Origin of the sequence: Roseomonas aerilata DSM 19363 (assembly GCF_000711725.1) — a bacterium.
Taxonomy (GTDB): domain Bacteria; phylum Pseudomonadota; class Alphaproteobacteria; order Acetobacterales; family Acetobacteraceae; genus Roseomonas; species Roseomonas aerilata.
The window spans coordinates 505,220-530,316 of the sequence record NZ_JONP01000001.1 but is presented as its reverse complement, the minus strand read 5'-3'; the positions used below and the strand labels follow the sequence as shown (position 1 = coordinate 530,316).

23 protein-coding genes are annotated in these 25,097 nt (G+C 72.1%); 19 read left to right on the top strand and 4 right to left on the bottom strand.

From position 1 onward, the window contains the following. The first annotated feature begins 37 nt into the window (after positions 1–37). From BO39_RS02520 to BO39_RS02510, 3 genes are read left to right on the top strand one after another with little or no spacing between them, the layout of a single operon-like run. The gene (locus BO39_RS02520; protein ID WP_043829502.1) at positions 38–889 is read left to right on the top strand and encodes a transporter substrate-binding domain-containing protein; all 852 of its coding nucleotides are present in this window, start codon (positions 38–40) and stop codon (positions 887–889) included. A 3-nt stretch (positions 890–892) separates the two neighbouring features. After that, complete coding sequence (locus BO39_RS02515; protein WP_043829501.1) at positions 893–1,576, top strand: amino acid ABC transporter permease; 684 nt, start codon at positions 893–895, stop codon at positions 1,574–1,576. A 4-nt stretch (positions 1,577–1,580) separates the two neighbouring features. Beyond that, positions 1,581–2,255 (top strand): amino acid ABC transporter permease, encoded by a 675-nt coding sequence (locus BO39_RS02510; RefSeq protein WP_245614897.1) that lies wholly within the window; start codon positions 1,581–1,583, stop codon positions 2,253–2,255. Here the strand turns inward: BO39_RS02510 and BO39_RS02505 are convergent. Further along, positions 2,220–2,909, bottom strand: coding sequence for an HAD hydrolase-like protein (locus BO39_RS02505; RefSeq protein WP_043829499.1), 690 nt, complete (start codon positions 2,907–2,909; stop codon positions 2,220–2,222). The two genes, BO39_RS02510 and BO39_RS02505, sit on opposite strands and share 36 nt — an antisense overlap. Positions 2,910–3,039: 130 nt before the next feature. Between BO39_RS02505 and BO39_RS02500 the strand changes: the two genes are divergently transcribed. The 3 genes from BO39_RS02500 (at position 3,040) to BO39_RS02490 (ending at position 6,600) form a co-directional block, all read left to right on the top strand. After that, positions 3,040–3,804, top strand: a complete 765-nt coding sequence (locus tag BO39_RS02500) for an endonuclease III domain-containing protein (RefSeq protein ID WP_084697778.1) — start codon at positions 3,040–3,042, stop codon at positions 3,802–3,804. Positions 3,805–3,970: 166 nt separating this feature from the next. Beyond that, positions 3,971–5,503, top strand: coding sequence for a hypothetical protein (locus tag BO39_RS02495; RefSeq protein WP_043829497.1), 1,533 nt, complete (start codon positions 3,971–3,973; stop codon positions 5,501–5,503). 92 nt (positions 5,504–5,595) lie between these two features. Next, positions 5,596–6,600, top strand: a complete 1,005-nt coding sequence (locus BO39_RS02490; protein ID WP_052401336.1) for a Bug family tripartite tricarboxylate transporter substrate binding protein — start codon at positions 5,596–5,598, stop codon at positions 6,598–6,600. Positions 6,601–6,645: 45 nt separating this feature from the next. Here the strand turns inward: BO39_RS02490 and BO39_RS02485 are convergent, their stop codons facing one another. Next, the gene (locus BO39_RS02485; RefSeq protein ID WP_043829495.1) at positions 6,646–7,059 is read right to left on the bottom strand and encodes a rhodanese-like domain-containing protein; all 414 of its coding nucleotides are present in this window, start codon (positions 7,057–7,059) and stop codon (positions 6,646–6,648) included. Between the two features lie 277 nt (positions 7,060–7,336). Here BO39_RS02485 and BO39_RS02480 point away from each other — a divergent pair, with 277 nt between their 5' ends. The 5 genes from BO39_RS02480 (at position 7,337) to BO39_RS02460 (ending at position 12,974) form a co-directional block, all read left to right on the top strand. After that, the gene (locus BO39_RS02480) at positions 7,337–8,185 is read left to right on the top strand and encodes an ABC transporter ATP-binding protein (RefSeq protein WP_052401335.1); all 849 of its coding nucleotides are present in this window, start codon (positions 7,337–7,339) and stop codon (positions 8,183–8,185) included. Beyond that, complete coding sequence (locus BO39_RS02475) at positions 8,175–9,047, top strand: ABC transporter permease (protein WP_084697777.1); 873 nt, start codon at positions 8,175–8,177, stop codon at positions 9,045–9,047. The genes BO39_RS02480 and BO39_RS02475 overlap by 11 nt, the downstream gene beginning before the upstream one ends. A gap of 93 nt (positions 9,048–9,140) precedes the next feature. Beyond that, entirely contained in the window at positions 9,141–10,292 is a 1,152-nt protein-coding gene (gene pcaDC, locus BO39_RS02470; protein WP_043829494.1) for a bifunctional 3-oxoadipate enol-lactonase/4-carboxymuconolactone decarboxylase PcaDC, read from the top strand. Between the two features lie 91 nt (positions 10,293–10,383). Next, the gene (gene pcaB, locus BO39_RS02465; protein ID WP_043829492.1) at positions 10,384–11,730 is read left to right on the top strand and encodes a 3-carboxy-cis,cis-muconate cycloisomerase; all 1,347 of its coding nucleotides are present in this window, start codon (positions 10,384–10,386) and stop codon (positions 11,728–11,730) included. After that, positions 11,727–12,974: an alpha-hydroxy acid oxidase gene (locus tag BO39_RS02460; protein ID WP_084697776.1), complete on the top strand. Its 1,248-nt coding sequence runs from the start codon at positions 11,727–11,729 to the stop codon at positions 12,972–12,974. The genes pcaB and BO39_RS02460 overlap by 4 nt, the downstream gene beginning before the upstream one ends. Positions 12,975–12,992: 18 nt before the next feature. Here BO39_RS02460 and BO39_RS02455 read toward each other — a convergent pair whose 3' ends face one another. Further along, positions 12,993–14,180 (bottom strand): DNA recombination protein RmuC, encoded by a 1,188-nt coding sequence (locus BO39_RS02455; protein ID WP_043829489.1) that lies wholly within the window; start codon positions 14,178–14,180, stop codon positions 12,993–12,995. Positions 14,181–14,254: 74 nt separating this feature from the next. Between BO39_RS02455 and BO39_RS02450 the strand changes: the two genes are divergently transcribed. Genes BO39_RS02450 through BO39_RS02435 form a run of 5 tightly spaced genes read left to right on the top strand, consistent with a single transcriptional unit; the run spans position 14,255 to position 19,658 of the window. Further along, entirely contained in the window at positions 14,255–16,816 is a 2,562-nt protein-coding gene (locus tag BO39_RS02450) for a ligase-associated DNA damage response DEXH box helicase (protein ID WP_084697775.1), read from the top strand. Continuing rightward, positions 16,813–17,508, top strand: coding sequence for a ligase-associated DNA damage response endonuclease PdeM (gene pdeM, locus BO39_RS02445; protein ID WP_043829488.1), 696 nt, complete (start codon positions 16,813–16,815; stop codon positions 17,506–17,508). The genes BO39_RS02450 and pdeM overlap by 4 nt, the downstream gene beginning before the upstream one ends. Then, positions 17,505–18,518 (top strand): deoxyribodipyrimidine photo-lyase, encoded by a 1,014-nt coding sequence (locus BO39_RS02440; RefSeq protein ID WP_342666306.1) that lies wholly within the window; start codon positions 17,505–17,507, stop codon positions 18,516–18,518. Before pdeM ends, BO39_RS02440 begins: the two co-directional genes overlap by 4 nt. Beyond that, on the top strand, positions 18,430–18,948 hold the full coding sequence (locus BO39_RS35130) for an FAD-binding domain-containing protein (RefSeq protein ID WP_342666305.1): 519 nt from the start codon (positions 18,430–18,432) through the stop codon (positions 18,946–18,948). Before BO39_RS02440 ends, BO39_RS35130 begins: the two co-directional genes overlap by 89 nt. Then, complete coding sequence (locus BO39_RS02435) at positions 18,945–19,658, top strand: metallophosphoesterase (protein ID WP_043829486.1); 714 nt, start codon at positions 18,945–18,947, stop codon at positions 19,656–19,658. The genes BO39_RS35130 and BO39_RS02435 overlap by 4 nt, the downstream gene beginning before the upstream one ends. A 13-nt stretch (positions 19,659–19,671) precedes the next feature. Here the strand turns inward: BO39_RS02435 and BO39_RS02430 are convergent, their stop codons facing one another. After that, the gene (locus tag BO39_RS02430) at positions 19,672–20,685 is read right to left on the bottom strand and encodes an ABC transporter substrate-binding protein (protein ID WP_043829485.1); all 1,014 of its coding nucleotides are present in this window, start codon (positions 20,683–20,685) and stop codon (positions 19,672–19,674) included. Between BO39_RS02430 and BO39_RS02425 the strand changes: the two genes are divergently transcribed. The 3 genes from BO39_RS02425 to BO39_RS02415 are packed head-to-tail and all read left to right on the top strand — an operon-like array spanning position 20,684 to position 25,007. Then, positions 20,684–21,712, top strand: coding sequence for a transglutaminase family protein (locus BO39_RS02425; RefSeq protein WP_169742715.1), 1,029 nt, complete (start codon positions 20,684–20,686; stop codon positions 21,710–21,712). The genes BO39_RS02430 and BO39_RS02425 overlap by 2 nt on opposite strands. Then, the gene (locus tag BO39_RS02420; RefSeq protein ID WP_052401334.1) at positions 21,709–24,138 is read left to right on the top strand and encodes a circularly permuted type 2 ATP-grasp protein; all 2,430 of its coding nucleotides are present in this window, start codon (positions 21,709–21,711) and stop codon (positions 24,136–24,138) included. Before BO39_RS02425 ends, BO39_RS02420 begins: the two co-directional genes overlap by 4 nt. Continuing rightward, on the top strand, positions 24,135–25,007 hold the full coding sequence (locus tag BO39_RS02415; RefSeq protein WP_043829482.1) for a transglutaminase family protein: 873 nt from the start codon (positions 24,135–24,137) through the stop codon (positions 25,005–25,007). The genes BO39_RS02420 and BO39_RS02415 overlap by 4 nt, the downstream gene beginning before the upstream one ends. Positions 25,008–25,097: the final 90 nt, after the last annotated feature.

The window sequence follows — 25,097 nt, the reverse complement described above, 5'->3', positions numbered from 1 at the left end:
GTGCGAGGCTCCCAACGCCTCATTTCCGGAGACACCGATGCGACGCCTCCTGCTCGCTGCCGTCCTGGCCGCCCTGCCTGTCCTTCCGTCCCACGCCCAGACGGGAGCCCAGGGCGGGCCGCCGCTGCGGACTGCCGTGGACGGCACCTTCGCGCCCCATGCCTTCCCGCGGCTGGAAGGCGGCGTTCAGGGCTTCAACGTGGACCTGTTCCGCGAGGTCGCGCGGCGCATGGGGCGGGAGATCACTGTCGATAGCGCCTCTTTCTCCGGCCTTGTTCCCGCGCTGAACGCCGGGCGCTACGACTTCCTCGCGGCGCCGGTGACGGTGACGAAGGAGCGGGCGGAGGGGATGCTCTTCACCGAGGGTTACCTCTTCACCGAGTTCCAGCTCGGCATCCGCCGCGGCAGCGCGCCGATCCGAGGCCTGGAGGACCTGCGCGGCAAGGCGCTCGCCGTGAACAAGGGCAGCGCCTATGACGCCTGGGCCCAGGCGAATGCGGAGCGGCTTGGCTTCACCATCCAGGCCTACGACACCAACCCTGACGCGGTGCAGGCCGTGGTTTCCGGCCGCGCCTATGCCGTGCTGGCGGGCAATACGGTGGTGAAGTACGCCGCGAGCCAGCAGCGCAACCTCGTGCCCGATTTCGTGCTGCGGGAGACGCGCGCGCACTGGGCAGCGCCCTTTCGCCGCGACAACACGGCGCTGCGTGACGCCGTCGAGAACGTGCTCGAATGCATGAAGCGAGACGGCTCGCTCGCCGCGCTGTCCGAGAAGTGGTTCGGCGCCAAGCCCGCTGCCGACGACGCGGAGAACACCGTCTTCCCCGGCTATGGCGTGCCCAACCTGCCCGGCTACGACCCGACGCCGCACGAACCGCGCTGTAACTGAGCCGTGGGGGGATTGGACGGCTTCGCCTTCACCTTCCTCAACCTGAAGGTGATGGCGGAGTGGCTGCCGAAGATCGCGGCGGGCTTCGTGCTGACGGTGGCGCTCGCCGCGCTCATCGTCGCGGCGGGGCTCGCGCTCGGCCTCGCGCTGGCGGTGCTGCGGGCCTTCGGGGTCAAGCTGGTGAACCTGGGCATCATCTTCCTCGTGGACCTGTTCCGCGCCCTGCCGCCGCTGGTGATCATCGTGTTGCTCTATTTCGGGCTGCCGGGGATGGGGCTTTCCCTCTCGGGCTTCTGGTCCACCTGGTTGTCGCTCACCCTCGTCCTGGCCGCCTTCTCGGAGGAGATATTCTGGGCGGGCATCACGGCCACAGGGCGGGGGCAGTGGGATGCAGGGCGCGCACTGGGGCTGCGCTTCCTGACCATCCTCTTCCGCATCATCCTGCCCCAGGCCGTGCGGATGGTGGTGCCGCCGCTCACCAACCGCACCATTGCCATCACCAAGGGCACGGCGCTGGCCTCGGTGGTCGGCGTGGCGGAGATTCTGGGCTCGGCGCAATCGGCCATGGCCTTCTCGGGCAATCCCTCGCCGCTCACGCTCGGCGCCATCGCCTATGCGCTGCTCTTCATGCCCGTGGTCGGCATCGGGCGGTGGATCGAGCGGCGCGCCGCCATTCCGGGTCGATAGGCACGTGCTGGAAGACTTCGTCGACAACTTCCTGAACATCGAGATCGTGCTCCGCGCCTGGCCGATCCTCGCGCGCGGACTGGGGCAGACGCTGCTGCTCTCGGCTGTGGTGGTGCCGCTCGGCCTGCTCGGCGGGATGGCGATCGCCCTGCTCTCGCGCTCGCGCAGCCCCTGGGTGCGGCTGCCGCTCGCGGTCTGGACGGATACCTTTCGCTCCCTCCCGCCGCTCGTGCTGCTCATCTTTCTCTATGCAGGGCTGCCCTTCCTGGGCATCGACCTCGGCCCCTGGGGGGCGGTGGCGCTCGCCTTCTTCCTCAACACCGGCGCCTATTACGGGGAGGTGCTGCGCGCGGGGCTCGATAGTGTGGCGGCGGGGCAGATGGAGGCAGCGCGCGCGCTCGGGCTTCGGCCCTGGCTCGCGCTCTGGCTCGTCGTGATCCCGCAGGCGGTTCGGAACGTCCTGCCGGACCTCGTCTCGAACACGCTGGAGGTGGTGAAGCTGACCTCCCTCGCCTCCGTCGTCGCGATGCCGGAGCTGCTGTTCCAGGCGCGGCAGGCGCAGAGCGTGACCTACAACGCCTCACCCATCGTGGCGGCGGCGCTGGCTTACTTCATCATTCTCTGGCCGGTGGTGCGGCTGCTCTCACGGCTGGAGAACAAGGCCATCGCCGGGCGGTAGGGCGCCGAGGAGCCGCGGCGCCAGCTCCTCCATCCGCTCGAAGGTGACGGTGGGGCGGCGGGTGGCCAGCAGGGCGGCAGTCGCGTAGCCCCAGGTCACCGCGCCCGTGTCGATGCCGGCCGCGCGCGCTGCCTCGATGTCGCGGCCCTCGTCGCCGATCGCGATGGCGTCCCCCGGTGGGACGCCCAGGCGGCGCAGCACGCGCCGGAAGCGGCGCGCCTTGCCGAAGAGGGAGGCGCCGCACTCGAAGGCCGCGATATCAGCCGATAGCTCGGGGCCGAGGATGCGGCGCACCGTGGGCTCGGCGTTCGAACTGACGATGGCGAGCCTGGCACCGGCCGCCAGCAGGCCGCGAAGCGTCTCCTCCGCACCCGGGAACAGGGAGATGCGATCCGCTTCTGCCGCCATGCGCTCGCGCATGTGGCGCGCGATGGATGGCAGCTTCCAGAAGGGCACGCCGAGGTAGCGGATGATCGCGCGGTTGTCCCAGCCGCGCAGCATCGCGGCCTCGTCCGCGGTGATGCGGCGGAAGTTGTAGAGCCCGGCCGCCTCGGTCAGGGCGTGGAGGACCCATCCCGCGCTGTCGGCCAGGGTGCCGTCGAAGTCGAAGATGACGAGGCGGTAGGGCCGCGGACGGCTTGGCGGGGCTGGCACGCCTCCTACTTGGCCGCGCCCCGCGCCGCTTCAATCGGGCGCCGACCGACGGGGCTGGACCTCAGGCGGAAGCCCTCCCCGGAACCGCGGCGGCGGCGCGGCGTTCCACCCCATCAGCTGGGATCCCCGCATGGCCGAGTTCGCCCCGATCACCGCGCCGCGCGAGCGCCTGCTGGAAGCCCATCGCCGGCTCTGCGAGCATTTCAACTGCCCGATCGGGTATTTTCACGCCCATGGGCCGATGGAGGAGCTGGTCTCCTCCCTTCTCTCCCACCGCACGCGCAACGCCGACAGTGCCCGCGCCTTCCGCAACCTGAAGGAGCGCTTTCCGGACTGGGAGGCGGTGCGGGACGCACCGGTGGCCGAGGTGCAGGACGCGCTGAGCCCCTGCACCTGGCCGGAGGCGAAGGCCCCGGCCCTGCAGCGCATCCTAACCCTCATCACCGGCCGGCGCGGCTCGCTCAACCTCGATCACCTGGCCGACATGCCGGTGACGGAGGCGCGGGCCTGGCTGGAATCCCTCCCCGGCGTCGGGCCAAAGACAAGCGCGGCGGTGCTCGCCTTCTCCGCGCTGCGCGCGCGTGCGCTGCCCGTGGACAGCCATCATCACCGGGTGGCGCAGCGCCTGGGGATCATCCCCGAGACGCTGGCGGTTGGGCCCTCCCACCGGGTGCTGGAGGCGATGCTGCCGGAGGAGTGGGATTCGCAGGCGGTCTACGATCACCATGAGGTGCTGATGCTGCACGGGCAGCGCACCTGCCACTTTCGCGCGCCGGCCTGCACCCGCTGCGTGCTGCTGGACCTCTGCCCCACCGGACAAGCGCGGACACGGCCGGCTCGCACCAGCGTGGCGGAGCACGCGGCCCTGGCGGAGGACGGCGGCCGGGCGGCGTGACCGGCCGGGCAGTCCCCCGTTTGCGCACACCCAGCATCGTGAAGTGACAGGCGCCGCCGCGCCCGATACCTCCGCGCGCTTCCCCGCGACCGTTTCCCCTCGGCCCGCCCCATGTCCATGCCCTACCCCGCGCCGCTCCCGCGGCCCGAGGGAGGCCCGGAGAGTGATGAAGCCAGCGACAGACCCCTTCGCCGACCTGCAGCCCGAGGCCGCGACCGATCTATCCGCGGAGGAAGCCCTGGGCGACCTCGGCTGGCAGGTGCTGCGCCACAGGCCTGGCCCGACAAAGGGAGCCGTGGAAAGGGAGGAGCCGCGCTTCACGGCCCTGCACCCGGATTTCGGCGTGGCGCTGCTCGACCTCGCGCCCGAGACCACGCCGGGGGCGGTCGCAACCTTTCTCAAGCGGCTGGAGGAGGCCGGCGGGCCGGCCGGCCTGCCAGTGATCTATCACTCCCTCACTGGCGAGGACCTCTGGCGGCTGACCAGTGTCCTTGACCCTCAATTCGCGGCCCTGCCGCCCATCCCTACACAGGTCAGGGAGTGGCCCGCAGGCCTGCGCCGCGTGATCGGGGCCAGCGAGGCACCGGCCGCTGCCCCGGCCAAGCCTGCCGCGCCGTCGGCGTCGCCGGTGCCGGTGCCGGTGTTACCAGCGGCGCCGGTGCCTGATCTGCCGGTCGTTGGGGAAGCCCCGGTGACGGAGGCCCCGATCACGGATGCCCCAACGGCGGAGGCGCCGGTTGCGGCGAGGGAGTTGCCGCCCCTGCCCCGGTCCGCGCCGCCGCCCCAGGTGGCTCCGGCGCTCCGGCGGGAGAGGCCGCCGCTTCCGGCAGCGATGCCACCCGACCTCGACACCCCGCCGCGCCGCCCGCCCGCCGAGCCTCCCATGGCGGCCTCCGCCGCGGAGGCGGGCCCGACCCGCCGTGCCCGGGTGACGGAGATGCCGGAGGAGGCGCCTCGCGCCGGTCAGCAGTCGCCGGCGGCGATGGCCGAGCTTGCCCCGCCGCGTCGTGCGCCGGTCGTGCCCCCCCGCCCGCCGCTACCCACCTCGCGAGCCGGGCGCCGGTCGCGCAGGCGCCTCCTTCTCTACACGGCTCTGGCGGCCCTGCTGGTTGCCGGGGGGGTCGCCACCGCGCTGCTCGGCGGCCGCCCCGCGCAAACGGGGGCGGGCGCAACGGCCGAGGCGGTGCAGGAGGCCACCATCCTGCCCGTGCCGCCGCAGGCGAGCCCCGCGCCGGTTCCGCCCTCCCCTGCCTCGCCTGCCGTCAGGCCGGAGGCTGAGGCCGGGTTGCCGCCACCGCCCCCCGCGCCGCCGCCCGCATTGCCGCGCCAGGCCACGCCGCGCTTCCCCGGCTATCGCGGCGAGCCGCTGGTGCCGACGCCCGGGCCGCAGGCCGAGGTGCCGCGCGCGCCCGCGCCTCTCGGCCGGCGAATCGTCGTGCACTACCCGCCCGGCCTCTGGGACGGGGTGGAGGTCCTGGTGGACCAGCTCAGCAGCTTCGGCGTGCCGGTGGAGCGGCGCGTCGTGGGCGCCACGCCATCCCGCCGGGTGATCCGCTACTTCAACCCCGTGGACCAGGACGATGCCGAGGCGCTTGCCCGCAGCCTCGGGCGGGACTGGATGGTGCAGGACTTCACGACCTTCACGCCTCGCCCGCGCCAGGGCACGCTGGAGGTCTGGGTGCCGGCCGGCGCGGGCTGAGCCCCCGGCTTGACCGAAGACCCGCCGCGCCGCAAAGCCTGAACAAGCGCGGCCGCAGCCTGACGACGGCCGGGCGGGAGAAGGAAACAGCCATGCGCCGAAACCGTCCCTTCCGGAGCGGCCTCGCGAGGCGTGCCCTGCTAGGGGCCGCCGGCGCCCTCGCCATGGCCCTCGCGCCCCTGCCCTCGCTCGCCCAGGAGGGCTATCCGAACAAGCCGATCCGCGTGATCGTGCCCTTCGCGGCCGGCGGCACCACGGACCTCATCGCCCGCCTCGTCGGCGGCGAGATGTCGCGCCGCCTCGGCCAGCCGCTGGTGGTGGACAACCGGGCTGGTGCAGGCGGCAACATCGGCGCGGAGGCCTGCGCCCGGGCGCCGGCGGATGGCTATACGCTGTGCATGGGCACGATCAGCAGCCACGCGATCAACGCCTCGATCTATCCGCGCATTCCCTTCGACAACCTGCGCGATTTCGCGCCGCTCGCGCTTCTGGGCAGCCAGCCGAATCTTCTCGTGGTTGCCAACAATATCCAGGCCCGGACGGTGCCGGAGCTGATCGCGCTGATGAAGGCGCGGCCGGGGGTGATCAATTACGGTTCCTCGGGCGTCGGCACCTCCATCCATCTGGCGGGGGAGCTGTTCACGCAGCTGACCGGCACGACGGCGGTGCACGTGCCCTATCGCAGCAGCGGGCAGATCATGACCGACATGCTCTCCGGCCAGCTGCCCATGGCTTTCGATAATTTCTCCTCCGCCTGGCCGCATGCCAAGGAGGGGCGCATCCGTGCCCTCGGCGTGGGCAGCCTGAACCGGGTGCCGCAGGCGCCCGACGTGCCGACCGTCGCCGAGACCCTGCCGGGCTTCGAGAGCGTGTCCTGGCACGGCCTCTTCGCCCCCTCCGCGACGCCGCGCCCCATCGTGGAGCGGCTGAACCGCGAGGCGCTGGCGGCGATCGGGACGCCCGAGATCCGCGCCCGCTACGAGGAACTGGGCATCACGGCCAACACCATGTCGCCCGACGCCTTCCGCGACTTCGTGGCGGAGCAGACCCGGCGCTGGGGCGAGGTGGCCCGCCGCGCCAATATCCAGGTCGAATAGGGCAGGATGAACGAGGGGGCCGGTGCCCCCTCATCCGGCTTCAGCTCAACGCTGGCGCCAGGGCAGGCCGTCGGCCTTCCAGCCGGCCGTGCTGCCGCGGTGGCCGTCGGCGTTCACTGGCCCCTCGAAGCCGTCGGCCACGTTGTAGGCATTGGGGAAGCCGGCCGCCTGCACCGCCTGGGCGGCAGCGAGGGAGCGCGCCCCGGAGCGGCAGAGGAAGTAGAGCTTGCTGAGCGGCGTCGCGCCCGCGCGCCGGAGCTGCTCCACGAAGGCGCCGTTCACGCCCATGGAGGGATAGACCTGCCAGGGGATGAGCACCGGCTGCTTGCCCGTGGCGGAAAGGTCGGGGATGCCGACGAAGTTCCACTCCGCATCGGTCCGCACGTCCACCAGCAGCGCGTCGGGATCGGTGCGAAGGGCCTCGTAGCTGTCGCTGGGGGTGATGTCCTCGACGGGCATGGCGCGCTCCTTCGGTGCGGATCTGTGGGTCCCGCGCAAGATTGGTCGAGCGCCCGTCCGCCACCAGGGGGGGTAGCGCCCGCACATGTACCCGTCCTGAGCAGTGAGCTTTGCACTACCCTGTCTGGCGCGGCCCTTGCTAGGAGGGTCGGGCTATTTCGGCGCCCCGCGTGCCGGGACGCGGCGGTCCAGCGGGGCCCGCGGACCGGAAGGGGCCGCCAAGCAGGCTGGCCGTGGTTGGTCTGGCCGGGAACGTCATCGGGAGGCCAGTTCGGGTATGACCGGGTTCGAAAGGCCCTTCGTGGAGATCGACGACGTCTCCATGCGGTATGGCGGCACGGAGGGGACGCTCGCGCTGCGCAACACCTCCATGCGAATCGCCAAGGGGGAGTTCGTCGCGGTGGTCGGGCCTTCCGGCTGCGGCAAGTCCACCCTCATGCGGCTTGTGACGGGGCTCTGGCCGTGCTCGGCGGGCAGCGTGATCGTGGCGGGCAAGGAGGTGGACGGGCCCCTCTCCATCGCCGGCATGGCCTTCCAGGCGCCGACGATGCTGCCCTGGCGCACCATCCTGCAGAACGTGATGCTGCCGCTGGAGGTGGTTGAGCCGCATCGCCGCCGCCTGCGGGGCGAGCGGGCGATGTACGAGGACAAGGCGCGCAAGCTGCTCGAGCTCGTCGGCCTGAAGGGCTTCGAGGACAAGACGCCCCACCAGCTCTCGGGTGGCATGCAGCAGCGGGCGAGCCTCTGCCGGGCGCTCATCCACGATCCGCAACTGCTGATGCTCGACGAGCCGTTCGGCGCGCTCGACGTCTTCACGCGCGAGGATCTCTGGGTGGAGCTGGAGGGGGTCTGCGGGATCCTCAAGCCGACAGTGGTGCTGGTGACGCACGACCTGAAGGAGGCGGTGTTCCTCGCGGATCGCGTGATGATCATGTCCGCCCGCCCGGGCCGCATCATCGCGGAGCGGACGGTGCCCTTCCCGCGCCCCCGTTCACTTGAAATGACCTACACGCAGCCCTTCCAGGCGCTCGTCCACGAGTTGCGCGAGCATATCAGCGCCGCCCGTCGCGGTGACGATGCTCCCGTCGCCACGGTGGCCCCGCAGGAGGCTCCCCATGCCGCTTGACGTCTCCCCCACCGCCGCGCCGGCCGCGCCCACCGCGGCCCAGCGCCGCATCGAGGCGCTCTCAGCCGCCGCACGCCGGCGCCGGCGCCTTCAGGCCGGGCTGCCCTGGATCATCATCGTCGGCACCTTCCTCCTCTGGGAGGTGATCTGCCGCGCCTTCGAGATCCCGCAGTTCATCCTGCCCGCGCCCTCCGCCATCATCGCCAGCATGATCAAGTGGTGGCTGCCGCTGCTCGACAATTCCTGGCAGACACTGATGACCACGCTCATCGGCTTCGCGCTGGCGATCGTGTTCGGCTTGCTGCTGGGGGTGGCGATCGGCTCCTCCACCCTTCTCTACCACGGGCTCTACCCGCTGCTGATCGCCTTCAACTCGGTGCCGAAGGTGGCGGTGGTGCCCATCCTCGTGATCTGGTTCGGCATCGGCACGGTGCCGGCGGTGATCACCGCCTTCCTCATCTCCTTCTTCCCGATCGTCGTGAACGTGGCGACGGGCATCGCGACGGTGGAGCCCGAGCTGCGGGACGTGCTGCGGGCCCTCGGCGCGCGGCCGTCGGACATCATCCGCAAGGTCGGCCTGCCGCGGGCGATGCCCTATTTCTTCGCCTCATTGAAGATCGCGATCACCGTCGCCTTCGTCGGCTCGATCATCGCGGAGACGGTGGCGGCGAATAAGGGGATCGGGCATCTGATGATGCTTGCCTCCTCCCGGTTCGACGTGCCGCTGGTCTTTGCCGGCCTCATCATCACGGGCGTCATGGGCGTCATCATGTATGTCGTGGCCGTTGCCATCGAGAACCGCACCACCGGCTGGGCTATGCGCGGGCAAGACCAGGGCCAGGTGATGGTCGCCGGCGTCTGAGAAGGGAATAACCCCCGGGTTTTCGCCCGGGGGTGCCCGTGTTACGCCTTGCCCGCGGCGCGGCTCGGGCCCGCCGGGGGAGTGAACGGGCGGATGTTCATCGCGCTGGGCGGCATGTCGGTGCATGTGCAGGTGGCGGGGCCGCCCGGAGCGCCGCCGGTTCTCCTGCTTCACAGCCTCGGTACCTCGCTGCACGTCTGGGACGAGCAGGCGGAGGTTCTGGCCCGCACGCATCGCGTGATCCGCTTCGACCTCCGCGGCCACGGACTCACCTCGGCGGTACCCGGCGAGGCGACCATGGCGGCGCTGGCGGAGGACGCCTTCGCACTGCTCGACCATCTCGGCATCCGCGCGGCCCATCTCGGTGGCATCTCGATCGGCGGGCGCATCGCGATGGAGATGGCGGCGAGCCGGCCGGAGCGGGTGCTCTCCCTGTTTCTGCTCGACACCGCCATGGAGTTCCCGCCGCCGGAGGGCTGGCAGCAGCGGATCGAGGCGATCGCCTCGGGCGGCATGGCGGCGGTGGCGGACGGCGTGATGGCGCGCTGGGTGGCGGACCAGTCACTTCCTTCCTCCCGCGCGCTGCGGGCGATGCTGCTCGCGACCCCGGCGGAGGGTTATTCCGCCTGCGCGGCCGCGCTCCGCGACGCGCGGGCCGCCTCGCTGGCTGGCCGGATGCAGGGCCCCGCGACGGTGGTGGTGGGGGAGCTCGACCAGGCCTCCCCGGTTTCCGCGGCCGAGGCGATCCGCGAGGCGATCCCGGGCAGCCGGCTGATCGTCCTGCCGGGCGTCGCGCATATCCCGACCTTCGAGGCTGCCGAAGCGGTGACCGAGGCGCTGCTCGCGCATCTGTCTCCCTCGCCGGAGGAGGATGCCTTCGCTGCCGGCATGGCCGTGCGCAAGGCCGTCCTCGGGGAGGAACACGTCGCCCGCGCGAGCGCCGGCATCACGGCGCTCGACGCCGCCTTCCAGGACTACATCACGCGCAATGTCTGGGGTGGGATCTGGACCCGCCCGGGCCTACCGCGGCACACCCGCTCCCTCCTTACCCTCGCCATCACCGCGGCCCTCGCGCGGGAGGGGGAGTTCGCGCTGCACGTGCGCGCGACCCGCAACACCGGCGTGCTGCCCGAGGAGATCGCGGAGGTGCTGCTGCAGGTCGGCGCCTATGCGGGCGTGCCCGTGGCCAACCACGCGCTGAAGGTTGCGAAGGGGATCCTTTCGGAAGGGGAGGAGAGGCGATGAGCGAGGTGGTGCACGGCGCCCGGCGCCCTGGGGGTACCTGGAACCTCCACCTTCGCCTCCAGAGCGAAACCGGCTGGATGGTGGTCTGAGCGTGGCGGTCAATCCGGCGGACAGCACGGTCTGGGGCACGCTCTACGGCACCGACGCCATGCGCGGCGTCGTGGGAGAGATGGCGCTTCTCCAGCGGATGCTGGACGTGGAGGCGGCGCTGGCGCGCGCCGAAGCGGGGCTCGGGATCGTGCCGGCGGAGGCGGCGCGGGCGATCACCGCGGCGGCCACCGCCGACAGGCTGGACCTTGCGAAGCTCGCCGCCGCCACGCGCAACACCGGCTATCCCGTGGTCGGGCTGGTGAAGCAGCTTGGCGCGCTCGCGGGGGAGGACGCGGCGCGCTGGACCCACTGGGGCGCGACCACGCAGGACATCCTCGACACCGCGCTCGTCCTCGCGCTGCGGGAGGCCTTCGCCCTCATTCGCGCCGATCTCGACGCCACCATCGCGGCGCTCGCCGCCCGGGCGCGCGAGCACCGGGACACGGTGATGGCGGGGCGCACCCATCTGCAGCACGCCCTGCCCGTGACCTTCGGCTACAAATGCGCCGTCTGGCTCTCCCCGCTGATCAACGCACGGGAGACGCTCGACGCCCTGCTGCCCCGCCTGCTGCGCGTGCAGTTCGGTGGCGCCGTGGGCACCCTTGCCTCGCTGGGCGAGAAAGGCCCGGCTGTGGCCGAGGCGCTGGCGCGCGAGCTGGGCTTGAGCGTTCCGGAAATCCCCTGGCACGTCGCGCGCGACACGGTGACGGAAGCGGTCTCCTGGTGCGGCATCCTCTGCGGGTCGCTCTCGAAGATGGCGACCGACGTGATGCTGCTCATGCAGACCGAGGTGGCCGAGGTTTTCGAGCCGCACGAGGCCGGGCGCGGCGGTTCCTCCACCATGCCGCAGAAGCGCAACCCGATCGCCTGCGAATACGTGCTGGCCCAGGCGCGCGGCGTGCACGCGCTGGTGCCGCAGGTGATGTCCGCCATGGCGCTGGACCACGAGCGCGGTACAGGGCCGTGGCAGGCGGAGCCGCTGGCCATCCCGCAGGCGCTGCTGCTCACCCATGGAGCGCTGGACCAGGCACGGCAGATCGCCGAGGGCATGACGGTGGACGCGGCGCGAATGCGGCGGAACCTTGAGGTCACGGGCGGTGCGATCATGGCGGAGGCGGTGATGATGGGACTGGCCCCGATGCTCGGCCGCGGCGCGGCGCACGACGCCGTGCACCATGCCTGCGACGTGGCGCTGGCCGAGCATGTGCCGCTGGCCGAGGCGCTGGGGCGGGACGAGGCCGTTTCCTCGCGGCTGGATGCGGCAGCGATCGAGCGCATCACCGATCCCTCCACCTATCTCGGCAGCGCGGGCCTGTTTGTGGACCGCGTGCTGGCGCGCCTCGCATGAGCCCGCCCGACGGCAATGGGGCAGCGCCCGTCCCGCCGCCCGCGAAATCGGTGTACCGCACCGTCTCGAAGGACCTCCCGCGCGCCCTGCGCCCGATCCTCGCGCTGGACGATTTCGAGCCGGCGGCGCGCCGGAAGCTGCCGCGCCCGCTGTTCGGGTACATCGCAGGGGCGGCGGAGACCAATGCCTCGCTGAAGGACAACCGCGGCGTCTTCGCGGACTGGGCCTTCCGGCCGCGCTACCTCATTGACGTTTCCCGCCGGAGCATCGCGACGGCGCTTTTCGGCACGACCTACACGGCGCCGTTCGGCATTGCGCCCATGGGTATCAGCGCGATGATGGCCTATCGCGGCGACCTCGTCCTCGCCCGAGCGGCGCGCGACGCCGGTATCCCGATGATCATGAGCGGATCGTCGCTCATCCCACTCGAGGAGATCGCGCGGGAGGCGCCGGGAAGCTGGTTCCAGGCCTATCTGCCCGGCGAGGATGACCGCATCATCGGACTAGTGGACCGCGTGGCCGCGGCCGGCTTCGGGACACTTCTGCTGACGGTGGACACGACCACCCTCGGCAACCGCGAGAACAACGTGCGCAGCGGCTTCTCGACCCCGCTGAAGCCAGGCCTTCGCCTTGCCTGGGACGGTGCCATCCGCCCGCGCTGGCTGTTGGACACGATGCTGCCCACGCTGATGCGGCACGGCATGCCGCATTTCGAGAACTCCTACGCCACGCGCGGCGCCCCGATCATCGCGCGCCACGTGGAGCGCGACTTCGGCGCGCGGGACCACCTCAACTGGTCGCATCTCGCGCTCATCCGGCGGCGCTGGAAGGGCAAGCTGGTGGTGAAGGGCGTGCTGCACGGGGAGGACGCGCGGCGCGCCGCGGAGGAGGGCGCGGACGGCGTCATCGTCTCCAACCACGGCGGGCGCCAGCTCGACGGCGCCATCTCGGCCTTCCGCGCCCTGCCGGAGGTGCGCGCGGCGGCGGGCTCCATGGCGGTGATGATGGACGGCGGCATCCGCCGCGGCTCGGACGTGCTGAAGGCGCTCGCCATGGGTGCCGACTTCGTCTTCGTGGGCCGGCCCTTCCTCTACGCGGCGGCCGTGGGCGGAGAGGCGGGAGTGCACCACGCCATCTCCATCCTCTCCTCCGAGGTGAACCGGAACCTCGCCTTCCTCGGCTGCCAGTCCCCGGCCGAGGTCGGGATGCACCACCTGATGCGGGTGGGCGGCGTCCCGGCCTGACCGGCCGGGCGCCGCGCGTCAGTCCTGCGCGGGTGCCAGCGAGGCGACGGGCGCGCCAATGGCCGGCAGGTCGCTCAGCTCCAGCGCCTCGATCGAAACGCCCCGGCGGGTGATCTTGCCGGTGGTGATCTCGATCTGCTGCACGTCCATCTGCATGTCCAGGAAGTGCTTGCGGAGCTTTGTCACGCGCTCGTCCAGCCGCGTCACGTCCTTCATCAGTTCGGCCACCTGGTTCTTGATCTGCCCGGCCTCGGCCCGCATCCGCACGTCCTGCATGAGGGCGCGCATGGTGCCGAGCACGGCCCAGAGCGTGCTGGGCGAGACGATGTAGACGCCCCGCCGCGCCGCCGCGTCCACCACGGGCGCGTGGGCGGCGTGCAGGTCGGCGTAGATCGCCTCGGAGGGGACGAAGATGAGCGCGCCCTCCGCCGTTTCGCCGGGGCAGATGTACTTGCCGGCCACGTCGTCCACGTGCCGCGTCACGTCGGCGGCGAAGCGCTTCGTGGCGGCGATGCGCGCGGCGTCGTCCGCGGCGTCGCGGGCCGCGAGCCAGGCTTCCAGCGGGAACTTGCTGTCCACGGCGATGGGGCCGGGCGGATAGGGCAGGCGGATGAGCACGTCGCAGCGTGTGCGGTTGGCCAGGGTGTGCTGCCAGGAGAAGCCGTCGGGCGGCAGGCGGTCCTCAACGAGTTGCCGCAGCTGCACCTCCCCGAAGGCGCCGCGGGACTGCTTGTTGCCGAGGATTTGCGCGAGGCTGCCGACCTGCGCGCCCAGCGCCTCCATATTGGCGCGGGCGGCGTCGATCACGGCCAGCCGTTCGTGGATCTTTCCCGCGGTTTCCTCGGCGCGCAGGGCGTTGTCGCTCAGCACCTTGCCGAGGCGCTCGTTCTGCCCCGCCAGCCGGTCGGCCAGCGCGCGTTCCTGCGCGGCCAGGCGCTCGTTCTGGCGGGCGAGCGCGCTCGTCAGCGTCTCGGTCAGGCTGGCGGTCGTGGCGGCGAGGCGGTCGGCCAGGGCGCGCTCGGTCGCGGCCATGCGCTCGGCGGCGGCCATGCCCTGGCGGTCCTGCGCGGCGCCGAGTGCGTCGAGCTTACCGGCCAGCGCCCCCAGCGCCTCGTCCCCGCCTGTCCGCCGCAGCAGGAGGACCGCCACTCCGATGAGCGCCAGCCCGGCGAGAATAAGGGGAAGAAGCGTCGCCAAGTCAGCCATGCGGGTCTTTCAGCACCTGTCGCGCGGGGCGGGGCCTCGCCGTTATCCCGATCCATGCCATATACGGGGGGCCCATGGGAACATTGCCGGAACCCTTCGCGGGCTGGTTCGCCGCGCGCGGCTGGACACCGCGCCCCCATCAGTTGGCCCTCTGGCGCGCCGCGCGCGCGGGCGAGAGCGCGCTGCTGATCGCGCCGACGGGCGGCGGCAAGACGCTGGCCGGCTTCCTGCCCACGCTGCTGGACCTGCACGAGAACCCGCGGGAGGGGCTGCACACCCTCTATGTCTCGCCCCTGAAGGCGCTGGCGGTGGACATCGCCCGCAACCTGATGGACCCGGTGGAGGAGATGGGCCTCGGTATCCGCATCGAGACCCGGACCGGCGACACGCCGCAGAACCGACGCGCCCGGCAACGCCAGACCCCGCCGCAGATCCTGTTGACCACGCCGGAGAGCCTCGCCGTCCTTCTCTCCTCTCCCGAAGCGCCGGAGCTGTTCGGAGGCCTGCGCGCGGTGGTGGTGGACGAGGCGCATGCCATGGCCGGCACGAAGCGCGGGGACCAGCTCTCGCTCCTCATGGCGCGGCTCGACCTGCTGGCGCCGGGCCTGCGGCGGGTAGGGCTTTCGGCCACCGTCGCGCATCCGGATGCCCTGCGCGCCTGGCTTTCCCCCACCGCACAGACCGAGGACGTACGGCTGGTAGTAGGCCGCGGCGGCGCGGAGCCGGTGATGGACCTCATGCTTCCGGCGGGGCACCTGCCCTGGGGCGGGCATATGGGTATCGCCTCGGCCCCGCGCGTGCTGGAGCGGATCGAGGGTGCCGGCGTCACCATCGTCTTCGTCAACACCCGCGCCCAGGCGGAACTGATCTTCGCCGCCCTGTGGCGGCTGAACGAGAGCAACCTGCCGATCGGCCTGCACCACGGATCGCTTCAGATCGAGCAGCGGCGGAAGGTGGAGGCCGCGATGTCCGCGGGGAAGCTGCGGGCGGTGGTCGCCACCGCCTCGCTCGACCTCGGCATCGACTGGGGCGCGGTGGACCAGGTGATCCAGGTCGGCGCGCCCAAGGGCGTGGCGCGACTGCTCCAGCGGATCGGGCGGGCGAACCACCGCATGGACGAGCCCTCCCGCGCCGTGCTGGTCCCCGCCAACCGCTTCGAGGTGATCGAGTGCGTCGCCGCCACCGAGGCCGTGCGCGCGCATGAGCTGGACGGCGAGCCGCCGCGGCCGGGCGGGCTCGACGTGCTGGCGCAGCACGTCCTCGCCATGGCCTGCCAGGCACCCTTCCACCCGGACGACCTCTATGCCGAGGTCACGCGCGCCGGGGCCTACGCCACGCTCTCCCGCCGGGACTTCGACGACGTGCTCCGCTTCGTGGAGGACGGCGGCTACGCGCTGCGCGCCTATGAGCGGTTCCGGCGCCTGTTCCGGGATGCCGAGGGGCTGGTTCATGTGCGCGATATCCGCGTCGCCCGTCAGGCGCGCATGAATCTCGGCACCATCGTGGACACGCCGATGCTGAAGGTGCGCATCCGCGGCGGCCCCGTGCTGGGGGAGGTGGAGGAATGGTTCGCCTCCACCCTCGAGCCCGGCCACTGCTTCATCTTCGCGGGCCAGACGCTGCGCTACGAGGGGATCGACGCCCTCACCATGGTCGTCACCCGCGGCGGCGAGGGGGAGCCGCGCGTGCCCGCCTATGCCGGCGCGCGGCTGCCGCTCTCGACCAACCTGTCGCTCCGGGTGCGCTCCATCCTCGCCGATCCCCGGCGCTGGCGGGCCATGCCCGAGCCGGTGCGAGACTGGCTGCGGCTTCAGCAGCGGCGCTCCGAGCTGCCCCAGCGTGACGGGATGCTGATCGAGGTTTTCCCGCGCGGCGGTCGCTGGTTCATGGTCGCCTACTGCTTCGAGGGCCGCCTCGCGCACCAGACGCTGGGGATGCTGGTGACGAAGCGGATGGAGCGCCTGGGCTACGGTCCCATGGGCTATCTCGGCACCGACTACGTCCTCGCGACCTGGAGCGCCTTCGAGCCGGCCGATCCCGAGCGCCTGTTCGAGGAGGACATCCTCGGCGAGGAGCTGGAGGAGTGGATCGCGGAGAGCTCCATGCTCCGCCGCACCTTCCGCAACATCGCGACCATCGCGGGCCTGATCGAGAAGAACCATCCCGGCGCCGAGAAGTCCGGGCGGCAGATGAGCATGAACTCCGACCTGATCTATGACGTGCTGCGACGGCACGAGCCCGATCATATCCTCCTTCGTGCGACCCGCGCCGAGGCCGCGACGGGGCTCACCGATGTCGGGCGCATCGCGACCCTGCTGGCGCGCATCCGGGGCGCCATCCGGGTCCGGCGCCTCGACCGCGTCTCGCCGCTTGCGGTCCCCGCCCTCATCGAGGAGGGGCGCGAGTGGGTGGCTGGCGGCGCGGAGGACGCGCTGCTGGCCGAGGCCGCCGCCCTGGTGGACGACGCGACCGGGGGCGCCGACCATTTCGCCGATGTTCTCTCGGAGGTGACGGAAGGCCTGCGCGTGCGTTCCGGGGTGGTGGACCGCCCGAGACGACAGGACAGAAAGCGCCGCCCCCCGCCGCGCCGCTTCGTGCGATCGGCGAAACTGCCGGACGGGAGACCCGCGACGTGACCGCCGCCCCCCTGCACCTGGCGGGAGAGCGGCTGATGCTTGACCCCTGCGGCGTCGTCTCATGGCCGGCGCGGCGAACGCTCGTCGTCTCGGACCTGCACCTCGAGAAGGGCAGCCACTTCGCGGCGCGCGGGTTTTTCGTGCCGCCCTACGATACCAGGGAGACGCTCTCGAAGCTCGCGCTCGCCGTGCGGCGCTACGGGCCGGCGCGCCTGATCCTGCTGGGCGACAGCTTTCACGACGCGCTGGGCTGCCAGCGCATGGCGCCGGCCGACTGCGCGACCCTCGTCCGCATCCTCGGCGCGGTGGAGGAGGTTGTCTGGGTACTCGGCAACCATGACCCGGTGGCACCGGAGGGACTGCCGGGGGTGGCGGTGGAAGCGATGACGGACGGCCCCCTCACCTTCCGGCACGAGGCCGATCCGCGTGCCATGGGCGAGTTGAGCGGGCATTTCCACCCCAAGGCCACGCTCGCCACCCGCGCCGGCCCCGTGAGCCGTCCTTGCTTCGCGACCGATGGGCGGCGGGTGATCCTGCCGGCCTTCGGCGCCTATACGGGCGGGCTCGACATGCGCGATCCGGCGCTGGGTGGGCTGTTCCCGCGGGGCGGGCGGGTTTTCATGCTCGGCGCGGACCGGCTGCACAGCGTGCCGCTGCCCCCGATGCGGCGGCGGGCGGAGAGCGCGGCATGACTTCCCCTTCGATCGTCTGGTTCCGCCAGGACCTGCGGCTGGCCGACAATCCCGCCCTTCTGGCGGCGGCGGAGGGGCCGGTGCTGCCGGTCTTCGTGCTCGACGACGTGGCGGCGGGGGATCTCGCCTATGGCGGCGCGGCGCGGTGGTGGCTGCACCACAGTCTTGCGGCGCTGGGAAGGGGACTCGCCGCGCGGGGCGCGCCGCTGCTGCTCCTGCGTGGGGATGCCGTGTCCCTGCTGGCGGGGCTGGCGCAGGAAACGGGCGCGGCCTCGGTGCGGGCAGGCTGGCTGACGGAGCCCTGGGCGCGGGCTCAGGAAGCGGCGCTGTCCGCGCGGCTCACGGCCGAGGGGCGACGGCTGGAACTGCACGCCTCCACCCACCTGCTGCGGCCGGATTCGATCCTGGCGGGATCGGGACGGCCCTATACGGTCTATGCGCCCTTCGCCCGCAAGATCCTGGCCATGGGCGAGCCGCCGACGCCGCAGGAGGCGCCGGCGCGTCTGGACGGTATCGCCCTGCCCTCCCCCGGTCTGGCGCTGGACGACCTCGCCCTGCTTCCGCGCCCGCCCCAGCCGGACTGGGCGGCGGAGTTCGGCACCGCATGGCGGCCTGGCGAAGCCGGGGCGATGGAGCGCCTGGCGCGCTTCACCGCGGGCGGGCTGCCGGACTATCCGACGCGTCGGAACGACCCGGGGATCGAGGGCTCATCTGGCCTCTCGCCTCATCTTCGCTGGGGGGAGGTCTCGCCGCGCCAGGTCTGGCACGCGGCGCGGGAGGCCGGCGGAGAGGCGGCCCTGCCCTTCCTGCGGGAGGTCCTGTGGCGGGAATTCTCGCACCACCTCCTCTGGCACCGGCCGGAGCTGACGCGGCGCGCTGCGCGAGCGCTTCGCCGCCTTCCCTTTCGCGCCGGACCGGGAATTGCTTGCCGCCTGGCGTGGCGGGCGCACCGGCTATCCGGTCGTGGACGCCGGCATGCGGCAGCTCTGGCGGATCGGGTGGATGCATAACCGGGTGCGGATGATCGCTTCTTCGCTCCTGGTGAAGCACCTTCTCCAGCCATGGCAGGACGGCTTCGCCTGGTTCATGGACACGCTGGTCGACGCCGACCCCGCGAACAACGGCGCCTCCTGGCAGTGGATCGCCGGCAGCGGGACGGATTCCTCGCCCTATTTCCGCGTGTTCAACCCGGTGGCGCAGGGCGAGAAGTTCGATCCGGAGGGCGTCTATGTGCGCCGCTGGGTGCCGGAGCTGGCGCGCATGCCCTCGCGCTTCATCCACCGCCCCTGGGAGGCGCCGGAGGCGGTGCGCCGCGCGGCCGGGCTTGAGGAGGGCGTGTATCCGCGCCCTGTGGTGGAGCACGCAGCCGGGCGCGCCCGCGCGCTCGCCGCCCTTCGCGCGGTGGCCCGAGGCGCGCTGTCCGAGGAGGAGGCGGCTTGAGGGAGTTGCGCGACCGCTTCGAAGGCATCCGCGTCGTCGGCGACGTGCACGGGGAGGCCGCGGCCTTCCACGCCGCCGCGGACGGCGCGCAGGCGGAGCGGCTGTTCCTTATCCAGCTCGGCGACCTGACGGATGGCGGGCCGGATGCGCCGGGCGTGCTGCGCCGGGCCTTCGCGCTGCGGGCCGAGGGGCGCGGCCTCTTCGTCCTCGGCAACCACGACCACAAGCTGCGGCGCGCGCTGGAAGGCGCAACGATCCGGATCGAGGCGAACGGGCTGGGCCGCACGCTCGAGCAGATCGACGCCGCGGAGGACGCGGAGGCGCTGCGCCGGCGGGCGGTGCTCGAGATCGGCCGGGCGCCGGCCTGGCTCAGGATCGACCAGCGGCTTTTCGTCCATGGCGGCTTCCACCCGCGCATGCTGCACGCCGTCTCCCCGCCCGATGCGGGGGCGCGGAAGCCGGAGGGCCTCGTGCCCCGCGCCATCTTCGGCCAGGTGACCAGCCGGATGCGGGAGGACGGCTACCCCGAGCGCCTGCACGACTGGGTGGACCGCATCCCCCAGGGCTTCACCATCTATTGCGGCCACGAGGTGCGCAGCGCCAACGGGCGCCCGCTGATGCAGGTGGGCGCCGGCGGCGGGGCGGCCGTGTTCATGGACACGGGCGCGGGGAAGGGCGGCCACCTCTCCTGGGTGGACCTGCCCTGGTAGCCCGGCGCGGGGGTCAGGGGCCGATGCGGCGGTTCACGAAGTCCAGCGAATAAGCCTGCCGGATGTCGAGGCCGGCGGGATAGACGCCGTAGTCGCGCATCGTCTCGTAGAAGCGGCCCCAGCGCTCATGCGTCATGGCGCCGATCCCGAGCGTTGCGGCCTCGTGGTCGGTCACGATCTTTCGCTCCTGCATGACACGAAGGCCATAGGCCATCTTGTCGGTGGGCATCTCGGCGTTCTGGGCCTGGATGAGGGCGTTGGCGGCGCCGATGTCCTCGCCCTTCATATACTGGCTCCACCCCTCCATCGTCGCGTCGATGAAGCGCTGCACGAGGTCGCGCTTCTCGGTGGCCATCTTTCGCGAGATGTCGATCGTCGTGTTGTAGGCCTCGTAGCCGGCATCCGCGAGGAGATGGACGCGCGGCCGCGCACCGGCCTGCATGGCCGCGAAGGGCTCCGACGAGACGAAGCCCTGCTGGATCGCGCCCTTGTCGGCCATGAAGGGCTGCAGGTTGAAGGTATAGGAGCGGATCTGCGAATCGCTGAAGCCGAAGCGGCTGCGCAGGAAGGGCCAGTGCGTGACGCGGCCGGCGGCGCTCATCATGATCGGCTTGCCGCGCATGTCCTCGAAGCCGTTGATGCCGGCTTCCTCATGCGTCATCAGGATCACCGGATCCTTCTGGAAGATCGAGGCGATGCAGAGGAAGGGGATCCGTTCCCGCACGTAGTTCACGGCCTGGAAGGGGTTGGACATGATCATGTCCGCCCGCCCGCCGACGAGGAGCTGCGCGGGCGACTGCTGCGGGCCGCCCTGGCGCAGGTCGCATTCGATGCCGTAGCGGCGGTAGATGCCATTCGCGACCGCCTGGTAGTAGCCGCCGTGCTCGGCCTGGGCGCGCCAGTCCGTCTGAAAGACCACCTTGTCCAGCACCTGGGCAGTGACGCGCGCGCCCGGCACCGGAACGAGGGAGAGCACGGTGCCGCCGGCCAGCAGGGCACGGCGTTGAATGACATATTTCGTGCCCATGAGGCCGCTTCTCCGTACCTGGATGCCGGTTCCGTCGGCGGGCCCACTGCCCGCCGCGATGCGCGCCGCCCTTGATGCCATGGCGGCGCGGCAGGGCGCCAGGGCCGCGGCGCGGCTATCCGGGCTATCCCCCGCCGCGCCGGTGGCTATGCTGCGCGCCCCGTCACCGAGAGGTCATCTTCCGCCCCGCATGGTCAGCGCCGTCACCATCACCCATGTCACCACCTATCGGTATGACCGGCCGGTGTTGCTGGGGCCGCAGACGATCCGGCTCTCGCCCGCGCCGCACGCGGCGGCCGTGATCCGGCGGCATGCGCTAACGGTGGAGCCCGCGAACCATCGGCTGTTCCAGCGGCGCGACCCGCAGGGCAATCCGGAGGCGCGGGCGGTCTTCGACGGACGCGTGGAGCACTTCACCATTACCGCGGTGCTGGAGGCGGAGCTGGTGCCGGTGAACCCCTTCGCCTTCCTGCTGGAGGACGGCGCCGACCGCTGGCCCTTCACCTACGAGCCGTTGCTGGCGGCGGAGCTGGCGCCGAACCTGCGGTGCGGGGCCGCCGGGCCGGGTCTCGCGGCGCTACTGCCGGAGGCGCAGGCCGGCGGGGAGGACACAATCCCGCTGCTCATCGCCCTCGCCCGCCGCGTCGCCGGCGAAATTCGCTACATCCGCCGGGACGAACCGGGCATCTGGGAAGCTGAGGAAGTCGTCTCCCGCGGCGAGGGCTCCTGCCGCGACACCGGCTGGCTCCTCGTGCAGGCCTTCCGGGCCATGGGCATCGCCGCCCGCTTCTGCTCCGGCTATCTCCTCGACACGAACGAGGGGACGGCCGAGCTGCACGCCTGGGCAGAAGCATTCCTGCCTGGCGCGGGCTGGGTAGGCTTCGACCCGACCTCCGGGCTGCTCGCGGCGGAGTTCCACCTGCCGCTCTCCGCCGCCTCCGATCCGCGGCTGGCTGCGCCGGTCAGTGGCACGCACGAGGCCTGCGGCGTGGACTTCTCCGCCTCCCTCACCCTGGTTCCCGCGTGAGCGACGCCGCCGAGCCGGTCGACGAGATGGTCGACGGCAGGGGGCATGTGCGGCCGCGCTGGCGCGGGCTGCTTGGGGCGCTTTCGAGCCTGCCGGAGGGAGGGCTCGCCGCCCGCGCGCGCCTGCTGGATCGCGCCTTCGAGGAGGAGGGCTCGGCGGGCCTTCTCCCCTCGCCCGCCTCGCCCGGGCAGCGCGCCGCGGGGCGGCTGGACCCGGTGCCGCTGCTGCTGGACGGCACCGAGTTCGCCGAACTGTCGCAGGGCTTGGCCCAGCGCGCCCGGCTGCTGGAAGCGGTGCTGGCCGATCTCTACGGCCCGCAATCCCTCCTCGCCGGCGGCGCGATCCCGCCGGAGCTTGTCTTTCCCAACCCCGCCTTCCTCCGGCCCTGCTGCAACAGCGTGCCCGGGCCCTTCCTGCACCTTTATGCCGCCGACCTGATCCGCGGGGCCGACGGGCGCTGGCGCGTCGCGGCGGACAGCGTGGTCTCGATGGAGGGGCTGGCGCAGGCCTATGCCAACCGCTCCCACATGGCGCGGACACTGCCGGAATGCGCGCGCGCCGTGCAGATGCGACCGTTGCGCCCCTTCGTGGACGCCTGGCGGGACGTGCTGCAGCGGGCGGCAGGTGCCGAGTATGCGGGGGCCGCGGCAGTCGCCCTCCTGACCCCCGGCGTTGCCCACCCTCAATGGGCGGAGCACGTAACGCTCGCGCGCGATCTCTCCTGCGCGCTGGCCGAGGCCGGCGACCTGACGGCGCGCGGCGGGGTGCTTTTCCTGAAGACGTTGCGTGGGCTGCAGCCGGTGCGCGTGCTTCTCTCTCGCGTGCCCGGGGCGCTGCTCGACCCGCTGGAACTGGGCGGCCGGACGGCGCTCGGCGTCTCGGGGCTGCTGGATGCCGTGCGGGCGGGCAGTCTTTCCGTGCACAACCACCCGGGCGCCGGGCTGGCCGAGGCCCCTGCCCTGCCGGCCTTTCTGCCCGTGCTGTGCCGGGACCTGCTCGGCGAGGAGCTGGCGCTGCCCTCGGTGGAGACGCTTTGGCTGGGCGATCCGGCCTCCCTCGCCCGTTACGAAGCCGCGCCCACGGGATATGTCCTGCGCCGGGCCGGCGAGGCGGGCGCCGGGGCCGTGGAGGCCGGGGGCGACCCGAGGGGCTGGGCGGCCGTGGCGCGGGGGGCCGCCTCGCTCGCTCCCACGCTGGTCGGGGAGCACCTGGAACCGCGGCCGGTCGCGCTGCGGCTCTTCCTGCTGCACGACGGGGCGGGCTGGCGATGCCTGCCGGGCGGCGTCGCGCGGGTGGCGGATGCGGAGGGGCGTTCGGGCGAGATTTCGAAGGATGTCTGGGTGCTCTCGGAAGAGGGCGCGGAGATCCGCGGTCCGGGGGCGTTGCAGGTGCCGGCGCTCGCGATCCGCCGTGCGGCGGGTGACCTGCCTTCACGCGTGGCGGACAATCTCTTCTGGCTTGGCCGCTACGTAGAACGGTTGGACGATTCCGCGCGGCTGATGCGGGCCGCCATGGCCCGGCTGGACCGTGCGCCCATGCTTCCCCGCGACCTCGCGGAGGTCGCAGCCCTGTCGCGCTGCCTGCTGGACGCGAAGCTTATCACCGAGGAGGAGCTGCCGACTTCCGGCGACGACGCGGCGCTGCGCCGGGCGCTGCTGCAATCGGGGCGCGGCGGCGGCCGGTTGCACCGGCTGACGGGCGAGGTCGCCCGGCTGGTGGAGGGCACGCGGGACCGGCTGACCGGCGACATGCACGCCGCCTTCACGCTGCCGCTGCGGGACTGCCGGGCCGCGCTGATGGAAGCAGCAACACCCGCGGCGCTGGGGGCGGCGCTCGGCGGGCTCGTGCGCTATGCGTCCGGCGTTGCCGGAGTGGCGGCGGAGAACATGGTGCGCGGGGGTGCCCACACCTTCCTCGACCTCGGTCGGCGGCTGGAGCGGGGGGCGAGCGTCGCGGCGCTTCTCGGGCATCTCCTGGCTGAGCCGCCGGCGCGGGTGGAGAGCGCGCTCGCCCTCTCCCTCGAGCTCTGCGATTCCGTCATCACCTATCGCACGCGCTACCTCCACCTCCTGCAGCCGGCGCCGGCGCTGGACCTGGTGATGGCGGATCCGGCCAATCCGCGGGGCCTCGTCTTCCAGCTTGCCGCCGCGGAGGCGCTGCTGGCGGGCGTCGAGGGCGGCGGCGATCCCACGCTCTCGGGCTGGGCGGGGCGGCTGCGGCGGGAAGGCGAGGCGATGGCGGCGGAGGTGGCGGAGGCTTCGGATCCCGCGCTGGCCGCGACCCGCCTCTCGCCGCGGCTGCTCTCGCTCGAGAATTCGGTCGGGACCCTCTCGGACGCGATCGGGCGGCGCTACTTCACCCTCGTCGCGGCGCCGCGGCTGCTGGGCGTGGATACGGCGGAAGTGCCCGTGCGGGGGGCGGCGTGATCTACCGGGTCCGCCATGTCACAGCCTATGCCTATGAACTGCCGGTGGAGATGGCGACGCATCTCCTGCACCTGACGCCGCGCCCGCTGCCGCGCCAGCGGGTGCTGAACACGTCGCTGTCCTGCGATCCCGCGCCGGCGCGGCGGAGTGAGGGGCTGGACCATTTCGGCAACCCGACCGCCTGGCTCTACCTCGACCGGCCGCACGCGCGCCTGACGGTGACCGCCGACTCCATCATGGAGGTGACGGCGCCCGCGCCGCTGCCGACTGCGACCCCGCCCTGGGAGGCGATCCGCGGCCTTGCCCTCGCGCGCGCCGAGGCGGCGGAGTTCCTTTTTCCGAGCCCGACCCTGCCGCCCGTGGAGGCTGCGCGCGCTTTCCTCGCCCCCTATTTCACGCCCGGTCGCCCGGTCGGGGAGGCGGCAGTAGAGCTGATCGCGGATTTCCGCGACCACATGGCCTTCCGCGCGGGCGTCACCACCGTCTCCACCCCGGTGGAGGAGGTGCTGCGACGCCGGGCCGGGGTGTGCCAGGATTTTGCGCATCTGCTCGTGACCGGCCTCCGGATGCTCGGCATCCCCGCGCGCTACGTCTCCGGCTATATTCGCACACGGCCGCCACCAGGCGGAGTTCGCCGGGTCGGGGTGGACCAGTCCCATGCCTGGGTGGCCGCCTGGATGGGGCCTGAGGCAGGATGGGTGGAGATGGATCCCACCAACAGCCTCTTCGTCGCGGAGGAGCACGTGGTCCTCGGCTGGGGCCGCGACTTCGGGGATGTCTCGCCGCTGCTCGGTGTCATCCTGGGGGGCGGCAGGCATTCGGTCTGCGTTGGCGTGGACATGGACGAGGCGGCGGTGGCGGCGGGCTGAGCCGCATCGGCATCGATCCTGCATGGACGCTCGCCTCGCGCCGGGCGATACCGGTGCCAGGTCACATGGCTGAGACTTACCGGAGAACGC

What these genes read in the sequence shown, in the direction of transcription:
- BO39_RS02520 (WP_043829502.1), top strand. Translation starts at nt 38, where the DNA reads ATGCGACGCCTCCTGCTCGCTGCCGTCCTGGCCGCCCTGCCTGTCCTT.
- BO39_RS02500 (WP_084697778.1), top strand. Translation starts at nt 3,040, where the DNA reads ATGGCCGAGTTCGCCCCGATCACCGCGCCGCGCGAGCGCCTGCTGGAA.
- BO39_RS02495 (WP_043829497.1), top strand. Translation starts at nt 3,971, where the DNA reads ATGAAGCCAGCGACAGACCCCTTCGCCGACCTGCAGCCCGAGGCCGCG.
- BO39_RS02490 (WP_052401336.1), top strand. Translation starts at nt 5,596, where the DNA reads ATGCGCCGAAACCGTCCCTTCCGGAGCGGCCTCGCGAGGCGTGCCCTG.
- BO39_RS02485 (WP_043829495.1), bottom strand. Translation starts at nt 7,059, where the DNA reads ATGCCCGTCGAGGACATCACCCCCAGCGACAGCTACGAGGCCCTTCGC.
- BO39_RS02480 (WP_052401335.1), top strand. Translation starts at nt 7,337, where the DNA reads ATGACCGGGTTCGAAAGGCCCTTCGTGGAGATCGACGACGTCTCCATG.
- BO39_RS02475 (WP_084697777.1), top strand. Translation starts at nt 8,175, where the DNA reads ATGCCGCTTGACGTCTCCCCCACCGCCGCGCCGGCCGCGCCCACCGCG.
- pcaDC (WP_043829494.1), top strand. Translation starts at nt 9,141, where the DNA reads ATGTTCATCGCGCTGGGCGGCATGTCGGTGCATGTGCAGGTGGCGGGG.
- BO39_RS02460 (WP_084697776.1), top strand. Translation starts at nt 11,727, where the DNA reads ATGAGCCCGCCCGACGGCAATGGGGCAGCGCCCGTCCCGCCGCCCGCG.
- BO39_RS02455 (WP_043829489.1), bottom strand. Translation starts at nt 14,180, where the DNA reads ATGGCTGACTTGGCGACGCTTCTTCCCCTTATTCTCGCCGGGCTGGCG.
- BO39_RS02450 (WP_084697775.1), top strand. Translation starts at nt 14,255, where the DNA reads ATGGGAACATTGCCGGAACCCTTCGCGGGCTGGTTCGCCGCGCGCGGC.
- BO39_RS02440 (WP_342666306.1), top strand. Translation starts at nt 17,505, where the DNA reads ATGACTTCCCCTTCGATCGTCTGGTTCCGCCAGGACCTGCGGCTGGCC.
- BO39_RS02425 (WP_169742715.1), top strand. Translation starts at nt 20,684, where the DNA reads ATGAGGCCGCTTCTCCGTACCTGGATGCCGGTTCCGTCGGCGGGCCCA.
- BO39_RS02430 (WP_043829485.1), bottom strand. Translation starts at nt 20,685, where the DNA reads ATGGGCACGAAATATGTCATTCAACGCCGTGCCCTGCTGGCCGGCGGC.